9 protein-coding genes are annotated in these 12837 nt (G+C 46.9%); 4 read left to right on the forward strand and 5 right to left on the reverse strand.

Annotation, left to right across the window (positions count from 1 at the left end; translation table 11 throughout):
* Positions 1–98: 98 nt before the first annotated feature.
* From WKK33_RS06335 to WKK33_RS06345, 3 genes are all read right to left on the reverse strand, one after another.
* The gene (locus WKK33_RS06335; protein WP_337932979.1) at positions 99–1223 is read right to left on the reverse strand and encodes a helix-turn-helix domain-containing protein; all 1125 of its coding nucleotides are present in this window, start codon (positions 1221–1223) and stop codon (positions 99–101) included.
* A gap of 119 nt (positions 1224–1342) precedes the next feature.
* Positions 1343–2083, reverse strand: a complete 741-nt coding sequence (locus WKK33_RS06340; RefSeq protein WP_215760169.1) for a CDP-alcohol phosphatidyltransferase family protein — start codon at positions 2081–2083, stop codon at positions 1343–1345.
* Between the two features lie 61 nt (positions 2084–2144).
* The gene (locus WKK33_RS06345) at positions 2145–2837 is read right to left on the reverse strand and encodes a phosphatidylserine decarboxylase family protein (RefSeq protein WP_215760168.1); all 693 of its coding nucleotides are present in this window, start codon (positions 2835–2837) and stop codon (positions 2145–2147) included.
* A gap of 126 nt (positions 2838–2963) precedes the next feature.
* On the opposite strand from WKK33_RS06345, the gene dnaE reads away from it, so the two are divergent.
* The 4 genes from dnaE (at position 2964) to WKK33_RS06365 (ending at position 9535) form a co-directional block, all read left to right on the forward strand.
* Positions 2964–6677, forward strand: a complete 3714-nt coding sequence (gene dnaE, locus WKK33_RS06350) for a DNA polymerase III subunit alpha (protein ID WP_337932981.1) — start codon at positions 2964–2966, stop codon at positions 6675–6677.
* A 50-nt stretch (positions 6678–6727) separates the two neighbouring features.
* On the forward strand, positions 6728–7141 hold the full coding sequence (gene tsaE / locus WKK33_RS06355) for a tRNA (adenosine(37)-N6)-threonylcarbamoyltransferase complex ATPase subunit type 1 TsaE (RefSeq protein ID WP_287768799.1): 414 nt from the start codon (positions 6728–6730) through the stop codon (positions 7139–7141).
* A gap of 80 nt (positions 7142–7221) precedes the next feature.
* Positions 7222–7539, forward strand: coding sequence for a thioredoxin (trxA, locus tag WKK33_RS06360; protein ID WP_287768795.1), 318 nt, complete (start codon positions 7222–7224; stop codon positions 7537–7539).
* A gap of 703 nt (positions 7540–8242) precedes the next feature.
* Positions 8243–9535: an alpha/beta fold hydrolase gene (locus WKK33_RS06365; RefSeq protein WP_337932983.1), complete on the forward strand. Its 1293-nt coding sequence runs from the start codon at positions 8243–8245 to the stop codon at positions 9533–9535.
* A gap of 295 nt (positions 9536–9830) precedes the next feature.
* Here the strand turns inward: WKK33_RS06365 and WKK33_RS06370 are convergent, their stop codons facing one another.
* Positions 9831–10343 (reverse strand): hypothetical protein, encoded by a 513-nt coding sequence (locus WKK33_RS06370; RefSeq protein WP_215760164.1) that lies wholly within the window; start codon positions 10341–10343, stop codon positions 9831–9833.
* 596 nt (positions 10344–10939) lie between these two features.
* The gene (locus WKK33_RS06375) at positions 10940–12424 is read right to left on the reverse strand and encodes an alkaline phosphatase family protein (protein WP_337932985.1); all 1485 of its coding nucleotides are present in this window, start codon (positions 12422–12424) and stop codon (positions 10940–10942) included.
* Between the last annotated feature and the right edge of the window lie 413 nt (positions 12425–12837).

The raw sequence follows: 12837 nt of genomic DNA on the forward strand, positions 1-12837 counted from the left end.
TTCTTGATTACAATGGCAAATTTAATGCATTTTTCCCATTTATGCAGTTTCATTGATAGTGGTAATGGTTTCATTTATACGCAAAAGGAGTTTCATTCCTACGAATGAAACTCCTTTTCTTTCCATTGTCCGGGTGTCATGCCTGTTTTCATCTTGAACACCTTGTATAAATGGGCATGGGATGAAAACCCACATTCGGACGAGATGGCGTCGTTGTTGAAATGGGGACGCTCCAACAACATTCGCTGCGCCTCTTGGAACCTTATGTCGCTGAGCCACGTTCTGAACGAACTCTTCAGGTAACGTTCGAAATATCGGCTCAACTCGTTGCGTGGAACGGATATCCTACTCGATAGTGTCGACATGTTGATAGAGGAGTCTCTAAACCCGCCGGTCTCACACCAGAGCTTTAGTTTGGTGGCTATTTCCGTAGCCCTCGTCTCAGATAAGCAGCCGTCTTCATTGGTGTCTTCTGCCTTAATGGCATTTTCCGCGGTTTCTATGCTCGGCGCTTCCTCTTGCATGGCAATATCAACAGGAACCATATTGAAGCCATATCCGATAAAACTCATGACAAAGATGAATAGGGCGATAAGCATCAAGGGGAAAATGATTAATAGCAAGGGGCGGTAAACGATGGCGGTGGTCAACATCAACACTGCGGCAGCCGTTAGCAATGCATAGCACGACCAAGTGTACTGGTCGTAGGGTAGAAGGTCGGCCGACGACTCTTTCTCTATGATTTTCCGATGATGTCGGATTTCTCTGCCCGTTGTTACAAAGCAATAAAGCATGCTCAGCACATAGAGGGCAATCATCACAAATGTCAATGAGCCAATGTTCAAACTTCTATATTTGATGAAACCGATTAGGAACACCAAAAGTATGAATGCGTAACTTCCAAAGCCCACGATTTTATATTGTCGACGGCCTTCGCGAAAACAGATGACGTTGAAGATGGCGTACGAAATCGTAATGGAAACGGGCGTATAGAACAACACGTTGACCACAGCTCCACTCATGTCGCTTTTGCTCCGAATGTCAAACGTCATTTGAAGAACGTAATGGATGGCCAGAAGCAGCATGGAAGCAAAGATGAGCCAACGAGACGTTTCGTAGCGTTGATGGATCCATCGAATTTGAAAGCGTGATACTGCTAACATCAAGGCCATCATGGTAACCATGGTGCAACTAAGTAATTGTATGATGAATAATGTGCTCATGGCAAGCTGGTTAGTTTGCGTTACATCCTTCTTTAGGAAATAAATTGTAGATTCATTTCCGTTTGGCCAATTGGCAGACAGGCCTTCGCACTCTTGGGGTAGAGCGTGAAGGCCCGTTGTTATTTTGCTTGAGCGGCTGCTCCCTTGTTGCTAATGATGGATACCAGGACATAGAGCGCAATGATGATCCACCAAGGCTGTAAGAGGCCCTTGAATCCGCTGTTGATGATGCTGGCGATGAGGATGGCGGCCGACAGACCAATAAAGCTATACCGTATTTCGTTGCCCTTCCATCCCCAATGCTTGAATTTCAATGCAAACATGGGAATCTCGGAAATGAGAAGCCAAGAAGTTATCAGCATGAGGATGATAAGCAGGGCAAATGTGAAGTTGTAGCTTTCGAGCCAATCGCTGCACGAGATGATAAGCGAGCCCCAGAACAAGGCGTTGGCTGGGGTGGGCATGCCAATGAAACCCATCGATTGCCTTTCGTCAAGATTAAACTTGGCCAATCGCAAAGCCGAGAAGGCCGCCATGATGTAGGCCGCAAAGGGCAAGATGGACGAAATGGGATCGAGCGCAGAGGGCAGGTCCAAAACGAGCAATTGGGAGAAGAGAATGGTGGACGGCGCTACACCAAACGTGACGTCGTCGGCCAATGAGTCGAGTTCCTTTCCGATAGGTGATGAAACGTGCAAGGCACGGGCGCTCATGCCGTCGAAAAAGTCGAAAACCGCTCCGATGATGATCCACATCATAGCCAACTCGGGCTCGTGAAAAAACGCGAAACAAGTAGCTATGCATCCCGAGATTAAGTTGCAACATGTGATGCTGTTGGGAATATGCTTCTTGATGCTCATAGTCAATCTTATTTTTATAGTTGATCCTAATGGATGATTCTGTTCGACTCTGTTGAAGGGCTTATTTCAACTTGGCGATGATGGTTTGGTCGCCAACGGTCTTTTGCCCCATCTTCACGCAGATCTCTGTTCCGAGAGGGAGGAACACGTCAACACGGCTTCCCAGCTTGATAAAGCCAAGATGCTCGTCGATATAGCAATCTTCGCCCTCCTGAGCATAGGTGACGATGCGACGAGCCATGGCACCAGCTATCTGGCGGCACAGGATATCTGTTCCGTCCTCTGTGGTAATCATGATGTCGGCGCGCTCGTTCTCCTCGCTGGCTTTGGGCAACCATGCCTTATGGAAGTTGCCATCTTTGTGGTGAACAAACTTAACCTTTCCGTCAACGGGGAACCAGTTGGCGTGAACATTAAACAAACTCATGAAGATGCTAACCATGATTCGTTTGTCGTGGAAATACTGGTTTTCCTCGACCTCCTCAATGACGACGATCTTTCCATCTGCGGGAGCAACGACAATCTTGTTGGTGTCCTCAACGTTAAGGTATCGTATGGGACACTGGTAGAAGTTGAGCACAATGCCATAGATGACACCAAACACGGCCAGGAAGATTCCAAAAGGCCATTTGGTTTCAAAACTGTACCATAATCCGGTGGCTACTACAATAATAAATATGAGGCTGAATACGAGCGTGTCGTTTCCCTCGCGATGGATTCGCACTTTTTTTAGTTTCTTGATTCTCTTACCCATTTTTAGTAGGTGTTGGCTATTTCTTGCAAAGGTAAGGGTTTTTTATTTATGTGGCAAATTTTTAGAGGGTTCTTTTGGCTATGTCGACATTAAATAGTAACTTTACCGCTCAAAACGCCGATATTCATGGAAGATTTTATACATTTACACGTCCACACCCACTATTCCGTCCTCGATGGCCAATCGAAGATACCTCGTTTGGTAGACAAGGCTGTTAAGGATGGCATGAAGGGCATGGCCATCACCGACCACGGTGTAATGTATGGCATCAAGGAGTTTGCAGACTATTGCGCGGGGGTCAACAAAGGCCGGAAGAAAGAAGGTCTTGAGCCGTTCAAGCCCATCTTTGGTTGCGAGATGTATGTGGCCCATCACCACAAGGAGAGCAAGAGCGCAAGCGACGGCGACAAATCGGGCTATCACTTGATAGTGCTCGCAAAGAATTTCAAAGGCTATAAGAACTTAATAAAGTTGGTTAGTCGCGCGTGGGTCGATGGCTTTTATTTTAAGCCAAGAACCGACCGCGGGGATTTGGAAAAATACCATGAGGGCTTGATTATCTGCTCGGCGTGTATTGCCGGTGAGGTGCCCGCCAAGATACTGAATGGTGACATTGAGGGGGCCCGCGAGGCTATAGAGTGGTATCGGCGTGTGTTTGGCGAAGACTACTATTTGGAGATTCAGCGCCACGAGGTGAAGGATCCGCATCAGCGTGCCAATCGCGAAACATTCCCGTTGCAACAGCGTGCCAACAAAGTGATACTTGAACTTGCCAAGGAATATGGCATCAAGGTGGTGTGTACCAACGACTGCCACTTTGAGGATCAAGACACGGCCGAGGCTCACGACCACTTGCTCTGCCTTTCCACCAATAAAAAGCTCGACGATCCAAGCCGCATGCTCTACACCAAGCAAGAGTGGTTTAAGACTCGGGCCGAGATGAACGACGTGTTCTCGGATGTGCCAGAGGCGCTCACTAATACGCTCGACATATTAAATAAGGTGGAGATCTATAGCATCGACCATGGACCCATCATGCCATTTTTCCCGATTCCTGAGAGTTTTGGCACAGAGGAATTGTGGCGCCAAAGGTACTCGGACGAGGAAATCTATAAGGAGTTTACGACCGACGAGAATGGCCAAAATCCCTTGCCACCCGAGGAAGGACGCAAGAAGATAGAACTATTGGGCGGTGTCGACAAACTTTACCGCATTAAGTTTGAAGCCGACTATTTGGCTAAATTGACATACGAGGGAGCCAAGAAACTCTATGGCGACCCTGTGCCCGAGGATGTGTGTGAGCACATCAACTTCGAGCTTCACACCATGAAGACAATGGGCTTCCCAGGTTATTTCCTTATCGTGCAGGACTTTATCAATGCTGCACGTAACGATTTGGGCGTATGGGTAGGTCCGGGCCGTGGCTCTGCCGCAGGATCTGTGGTGGCTTATTGCTTGGGCATAACCAGGATCGACCCGCTGAAATACGACTTGCTGTTTGAGCGTTTCCTTAACCCGGACCGTGTGAACCTTCCTGATATCGACACCGACTTCGATGATGACGGAAGAGGTAAGGTGCTTCGATGGGTGATGGATAAGTATGGCCATGAGAACTGTGCCCACATCATCACTTATGGAAGTATGGCCACGAAGAACTCCATTGCCGATGTGGCGCGTGTGGAGGAATTGCCGCTCGACCGGACGAATGCCCTCAAAAAGGCCATTCCTGAGCGTCTGCCAGACGGCATGAAGATGAATCTGACCAATGCCATCAAGTGTACGCCTGAGTTGCGCGACGCAGAGGTGTCGGTCAATCCGAAGGAACGCAATACCATTAAGTATGCCAAGCAGCTTGAGGGTACGGTTCGAGGGGTTGGTATTCACGCTTGTGGTTTTATCATTTGCCGCGACCCCATCAGCGATTGGGTGCCCATCTCTACTGCCGACGACCCAGATTTTCCCAACCTGAAGTGTGCGGTAACGCAATATGATGGCCATGTCATCGAGAGCACCGGACTGATCAAGATGGACTTCTTGGGGCTGAAGACGCTCTCTGAGTTGAAGGAGGCATGTAAGGTCATCAAGCAAACACGTGGCGAGGACGTAGACATCGACAATATTCCCATCGATGACGAACTAACTTACAAGTTGTACCAGGAAGGACGCACTATCGGTACGTTCCAGTTTGAGTCGCCGGGCATGCAGAAATACCTTCGTGAGTTGCATCCTACTGTGTTTGAGGACCTCATCGCCATGAACGCGCTTTATCGTCCAGGCCCTATGGATTACATTCCCGATTTTATTCGAAGGAAGCATGATCCGAGTTTGGTGCAGTATGATATTCCCTGCATGGAGAAATATCTGAAGGACACTTATGGCATCACGGTCTATCAGGAGCAGGTGATGTTGCTTAGCCGTCAGCTTGCAGGATTCACTCGTGGTCAGAGCGATGCGTTGCGTAAGGCCATGGGTAAGAAGAAGAAAGCCATTGTAGACCAAATGCACCCCTTGTTTATCGAGGGAGGCAAGAAAAATGGGCACGACCCGAAGGTGCTTGATAAGATTTGGACCGATTGGGAGAAATTTGCTTCCTACGCCTTCAATAAGTCGCACGCCACTTGCTACTCTTGGGTGGCTTACCAGACGGGATACCTCAAGGCCCATTACCCTGCCGAGTATATGGCAGCCTTGATGACACGCCGTTTTGCCATTCGTACGGAGATAGCCAAGCTCATGGAAGAGTGCAAGTCGTTGGGCGTCGAGACGTTGGGCCCCGATGTCAACGAGTCGTATGTGGGCTTTGGTGTGAACGACAAGGGCGCCATTCGCTTTGGTCTATCGGCCATTAATGGCATGGGTAGCAGCGCCGCCGATATGATTGTGCAGGAAAGGCTTGCCAACGGGCCATTTAAGGACATCTTCGATTTCGCGGAAAGAGTGAGCTTGAAGGATGTAAACCGTAAGTCGTTTGAGAGTCTTGCCCTGAGCGGTGCTTTCGACTGCTTTGGGTTGATGCGCGAGCAATATGTGGCGCCCAACGGCAAAGGAGAGGTGTTCCTCGACTCTTTGGTGCGCTTTGGAAAACAATACCAGCAGTTCAAAGTCGCTGCCGCCAACTCCCTCTTTGGCATGTCGGACGATGTGGGATTCACTACTCCCGCCATTCCCGAAGCTGAGCCGTGGAGCGGCATCGATCGGCTGAATAAGGAGAAAGAACTGGTGGGCATCTATCTTTCCGCTCATCCGCTCGACGATTATTCGCTGATATTGCATAAGATGTGCAACACGCTTTGCAAGGATGTGGTGAAAGACAATTACGAGGAACTGGCCGGTCGTGAGGAAATCACGTTTGGTGGCATTGTCACTCATGTTAACCAAAGGTTCAACAAACAGGGAAAGCCATTTGGCATTGTCACCATCGAGGACTTTGAGGGGCCCGGAGAAATAGCCTTGTTTGGCGAAGACTGGGGCAAATGGAGCGGCATGCTCACCGAAAACTGCTCGGTGTATATCACAGGCAAGTGCGATAAGCGGTACGCAACCAGCAACAACTATTATTTTAACATCAATAGCATCGAGTATTTGCAAACCGTTAAGTCCGAACGGGTCAGCCGGTTTACCATCAATGTGAATGGCAATGATATTGACACGGCAATGGTGAACGACATCTTGACGACAATGGGAGACAAGCCTGGAAAAACGGAATTGTACTTCAACATCAAAGATGATGAGAACAACACCAACATATTGCTTAAGTCGTCGGCAAGACCGATTGAGGTGAGCAAAGAACTGGTGAACTATGTGGATCAAAATGACAAACTAAGTTATTCGGTCAATTAAGCTTGCGGCTTGGATGAGCGGAAAAGAACTTAGAAATAAACAATAATATGATGAAACTGACAATCAGATCATTAGACACAATTCGTGAGACGGCACGTGAGTTTGTCGCCAACATGGGGCAAGCCAGTGTGTTTGCTTTTTATGGAAAGATGGGAGCCGGTAAAACAACATTCGTTAAAGCCATCTGCGAGGAGCTTGGGGTGGAGGATGTCATTACGTCTCCAACATTTGCCATCGTCAACGAGTATCAGTCGACAAAAACGGGAGGCCCCATTTACCATTTCGACTTCTACCGAATCAAGAAGCTTGACGAGGTCTATGACATGGGCTACGAGGATTACTTCTATAGCGGAGCTCCGTGCTTCTTGGAATGGCCGGAACTTATTGAGGAAATTCTGCCGAACGACGCTGTCAAAGTGACAATAACTGAGCAAGAGGATGGCACGAGAATCGTGGAGTTTTAGTTAGATTGTAGCTTGAACAAAATGACTTAACACTTTGCGTAACAAAAAGTTAATTATTCATTATTAAACAATAATATTCAATGGAAGTACAGATTACTAACGAGAATTTCGAGACTTACAGAAACGGCGAGTTACCTTTGGTGGTTGACTTGTGGGCTACTTGGTGTGGTCCTTGCCGCATGGTTGCACCTATCATCTCTGAGCTGGCACAGGAGTATGACGGTAAGGTTGTCATCGGTAAGTGCGATGTTGAGGAGAATGATGATGTGGCCTCTGAGTTTGGCGTTCGTAACATTCCCACAATTCTCTTTTTCAAGGGTGGACAACTTGTCGACAAGTTTGTGGGTGCAGCAACCAAGGGTGTGCTCGAAGAAAAAGTAAAGGCTTTGTTAGACTAAGCCCACATCCTGAAATCATCATTAAGTGATGATTACTGGCCATTTTCCTGTCGAATCACAGGGGTGCACAACGTATGGATTAGTGCTTCCTTAGGGTTCAACAGAGAAATGGCCTTTTCAGTTTGGCTCATTTTTCTCTTTCGGGCAGAACCACACGCCTACAGGTAAAACAAACCTATTGCGTGGGATTAATAATATAAAATAGTTTACTAAAAACCTTAAATTAGTAGACGAAGTCTTTTCGTATATTCTTTAGATTTTTTATCGTGCGCATACGCATATCTGCACGATAAAAATCCAAAGACGTTCAAATTAGGACACAACGCCCCTTTCCCCATTGCTGTCGACATCTTCCACGCAGTCACCGCCACAGAGGGAACACGCCAGACATGGCTGACATTATCTCGTCACACTGGTAGCCGTTGTAGGTAGAACTGCGAACACCAAGAGAGCCGTTGACGACTTTGGCAAGTGAAAGCGCATAAAAAGCCTTGCTTGCGTAATAAATTCCTCCGAAAGGAGTGGTTTTCTCAGATTTTTGTTTACCTTTGCCATATGTCAGAAATTCTTTATTTGAGTTTTTAGCAGCACTAAGGTAAGTGAATTTCCTGACTTATGCAAGCATAGGATAATTTGTTGTTATCCAATGACTTGCTTTCCTGTAAAATTATAAGTCTGCTAGTTTAAGGAAAAACCTAATAAGATGAAGTCTACGAGATTGTTGTTTGTCATGCTTTGGGCGTGGCTCGCGCTCTCTGTCCAAGCACAAGAGGGAGCATGGAAAGGTGAACTGGATTTCCAGGGAGCCAAGTTGCCATTGGTGTTTCATTTTGCTGATAATGGTTGCACTATGGATTCGCCTTCGCAGGGTGCCAAGGGTATTCCAGCCCAAAGGGAAATTTTGGCCGACGGCACCGTTCGTGTGACAATAGCGGCCATTGGTGCTACTTTTGAGGGAAAGAACGACGGAAATGCAATTCGTGGAACTTTTACCCAAATGGGGATGAGATTCCCTTTAATCCTTATGCCCGGAACTTTACAAGTAAACCGTCCACAGACTCCAGTTCCGCCCTTCCCCTATAAGGAGGAAACGGTTTCTTTCGCCAATGATGGTTTCACGTTTGAGGGGACGTTGGTGTTGCCGGTCCATTGTGATAGAAATACCCCTGTGGTGGTAATGGTCACGGGAAGCGGTCTGCAAAACCGCGACGAGGAGATGTTCGACCATAAGCCTTTCGCTGTGATAGCCGATGCGCTGGCTCGGCAAGGCATAGCGTCGTATCGCTACGATGACAGAGGCTACGGTCTTGAGGGATATCAGATGGATGCGTATACCACTGGCGATTTTGCGGGCGACGCGCAAGTGGCGCTGAGAGTCATGCGGAAAAGATTTGGCAAGGTGGGTGTCCTTGGGCATAGCGAGGGTGGAACCATCGCACTCATGATGGCAGAACAAGGAATGCCCGATTTTATAGTTACTTTGGCGGCCATGGCTGCCTCGGGTAAAGAAACGTTGATGAGACAGAATCGTGCCAGTATGGCCTCGTTGGGGCTATCGCAAGGTATCCTTGACACTTGTTGCGCTGTTGTGCAACAGGCTTTTGAAGGGTTGGCAGAAGGTAAGAAAGTGGAACAACTGTCGTTTGAAGGCGTTCCTGCTGAACTCAAGCCGGTCTTTGAGAGCTCGGTCAAGCAGTGCGACACGCCCTATCTTCGCTATTTGCTAAATGTTGATGTCAGCAAATCGCTTGACAAGGTAAAATGTCCAGTTTTGGCTTTAAATGGTACGAAGGATACCCAAGTAGATTGTGCGTTAAACATTCAGGTGCTGGAGTCGGGGCTTATTAACAGCCGGCATGAAATTAAGAAGTTTGAAGGTTTGAATCATCTTTTCCAACATTGCACAACAGGTAGCGTGCTCGAATATCAACAAATAGAAGAAACTATTGCGCCAGAGGTGCTTCAGGCCATCATAGGTTGGTTGAAAACTTTGTAACGGTATCATTTTCTCCGCTTCAATACGAGGGTTTGTGTGGCGACGAAGGGAAACTCTCGTACCTGAGCGTTGACCTAATGTCTGTAAACCACACGGAACAGGCCTTGTTGTAATGTGAAACAATGTGGCGTTTTCGTTTAGCAAGATGAGGGCAGAGTGTGCTCGGGTGTGGCTGTGGCGTCAAAAAACTGGGAAATGCTTTGCTCTATGGAAGAAAAAGCGAGGGTATTCATGTAAAAAGGCTTGCAGTCTCACGACTACAAGCCTTTTCAAAAAATGATTGCTTTATACGTTATTATTGTAAGAGAGATCTGATTTCTGAGAGAGGACGCTCCTCCTGAGTACCGTCAGGACGTGTTACCATGAAGTGGTCGAAGGCTGAACGGCCGTTAACATACTTAACCACAGCAACGCCGCCTTCGCGAAGTTGAACGGTGAAATAGCCATTGCGCTTGCCGTCCACATACTTGCCGTGGAGTTTCTCCTTGCCATTGGCGTAGTAGGTGACAACGTCACCATTGAAGATGGTATTCTTGTCGTTGCCGAGGTCTACGAAGTTGTAGCCGCCCTCTGCCTTCAAGGTGCCATCCATATAGTAGTCCTTGAACACGTCTTTCTTGTCGACACCATTGCCCTGAGTCATCAGCAGGCGATAGTAGCTTGCCTGACTGGCGTCGGAAACGCTCAACTGGTCAGCAGAATAGTAGATGGTGTCGGCTACTACTACAGCGTCGTTACTCACATGCTTGCTGGCGAAAGTTGCGACAGACATCAGCATCATCATCGAAATCAAAGCGATTTTTTTCATTTTAGTACCTCCTTAAATTTTTAGTCTTGGTTTAATTTTCTGGTGCAAAGGTATACAAAAAATATGTATCAGCAATGATTCATTAACATTATTTTATAATTAATTTTCGGTTTATAAAAACTGAAAGTGTCTAATTGACTTTCAGTTTAAAAATGCAATATTTAACATTCTGTGCTTACATTTTTGTTTTGGTGTCCGCAAACAAAGGCTTATAAAAGGGCTATTGCTTTACAATATGTTAGTTTTGATGCGGAAAACGACACTTTGGTATTGTTACTCATATTATAATATAAAGAAGGAATGTGATTGAAATGTAAATATACGTGATTTAATTTACAAGTTGACATAAGTCAAGTGCTGCTTGCTGACTAAGTGTTTCGTCTATCCACCTTTCTGTGTATTTCTGCTATCACAATGCCTTTTTTGCGTAACAGGCATCTTTTGTAGATTGGTGCTTATTTCTAAAACTGGCGAATAAAGTCGCTGTTTGTAGTTAAAACGATGCAAAACAGCAAAACCAGCTGCCTAAGTGATGTTGTGCTTAAGCTGCTGGTTTTGTCAAGGGTTCCCTAACCAACATGGTGGTTGGGGTAGGGTTAGGGGTTACAGGTTTTATAGCGAGCGTTTCCAACACAACTGTTGGGCATCTGTATGTGGAGCATTTCGCAGATGGTGGGCGCGATATCTACTATGTACGAAGGCTCGCTGGTTTCTCCATGCTTTACATTCCAACCAAATAACACGAACGGGATGTGCGAGTCGTAGGGGTTCCATTGCCCATGGGTGGTTCCTTTGTAGTCTGCCGATTTGTCAACGTTTTCAAATCCCGCCTTGGGCACATAGAACAAGTCGCCACTGCGTTTCTTGTTGTATCCGTTCACGATGCGCTCACGGATGGGTTGGGGGATGGATGTGGTAAGCGCTTTGTCGTAATCCACAACATACAGGATGTTTTCGTCTTTTTCCAGTTCCTTGATTACTGCGGCCTTTACCTCATCAATCGTTTTGCCGTTTTTCTCTATCAGTTGGTGGTTAAGGTAGATGCGTCCAGCATCTTCTGCCATAATCACGTCGCCAGCAATACCTAAAATGTTGCTGAGTCGATCCCTCATTGGTTTCCAGGAAGTCCATGTCTCCAGGCCTCCTGCGGGTATCTTGTGATCTTTTAGGAAGTTGGGATTGTGCGAGGCGCCATGGTCGGCTGTGAGGAAAAACAGGTAGTTGCCACGCCCCACTTTATCGTCCAATACCTTCAGAAAATGCGCCAACTGGCGGTCGAGCTCCATGTATGTGTCGTAGTTTTCCTTCCCTCTCGTTCCGTATGTGTGCCCGATGGCATCGGTCGACGACACGCTGATTGCAAGAAGGTCGGTTACTCCATCCTCGCCGAGATGCTCGTTGAGAAGCGTAGCTTCGGCCATTTGAAAGGTTTTAACTATACCAATGGGCGATGTCTTCACATCAGTTCCGGGCTTTACGCACAATTGTTTGTTCGTCTTTTTAACCCAATTGGGCAATTCGTTCATATAATAGGATGATGTGATGAAGTGACCTGCCGATTGGTCCCACCAATAAGCCGCATCGGCGGCGTGACCTGCTGGCAGAATTGCTGCGCGGTCTTTGAGAGCCACGCCAAACACCTTGCCTTGAAAGTCAGTGGCTATCTTTAACATGTCGCCAATACCCGTTGAGATGAGGTTGCGGGGTGACATCTTTCCTTCGCGACTGTTAGATCCTACACTCTTCACGGTTGAGTCGCCACAACAGTACATTTTTACGCCGTTCTCGTAGAAATTGTTTCCCGCAATTCCATTCAGTGCCGGGACGGCTCCTGTGTAGATGCAAGTGTGTCCAATGGAGGTAACGGTGGGCACGTAGTTGATCATCGTGTTCTCGAAACTAAAGCCCTCGTCGATCAAGCGACGCAAACCTCCATCTTGGAATTGGTCGTAATAATAATAAAGGTAGTCCCATCTCATTTGGTCAACTACTAAACCGACGATCAATTTGGGACGCTGAATGGCAGAAAAACTTGGCAAGGCCAAGGCTGCTGCAAAGAGAAATGAGATAATCTTTTTCATGAATCGTATAAGATTTGAATGTATTTGATAATATTTTTCAATTTGTGTATTTGGCTTTGACATACAGTTATGTATGGTGTCGGACGTTCACGGTTGAGTGCAAGGCTATACCCATTGTTTTCATTAAACAAGATGAGCCCGACCGAGTGTGCTCGAGCGTTGCCATGATGAGAATTGTTACCGGATACGGGAGCACTTATCTTGCAAATATACGTAATTTTCCACAAATTGTTAGCCAGCGGTGTGCGATATTTTGCCTATACGCCACAATTTTCGGTTAAATACTGTTAAATACCTCATTCCAATTCGTCTAAGTTTCATCAAATCAAAATAAATCCTTAATTTTGCATCAACAAAAATGATGGTTCCGTAGCTCAGTTGGATTAGAGCAACAGCCTTCTAAGCTGTGGGTC

This window comes from Hallella sp. (assembly GCF_037460745.1).
Classification (GTDB): domain Bacteria; phylum Bacteroidota; class Bacteroidia; order Bacteroidales; family Bacteroidaceae; genus Prevotella; species Prevotella faecis.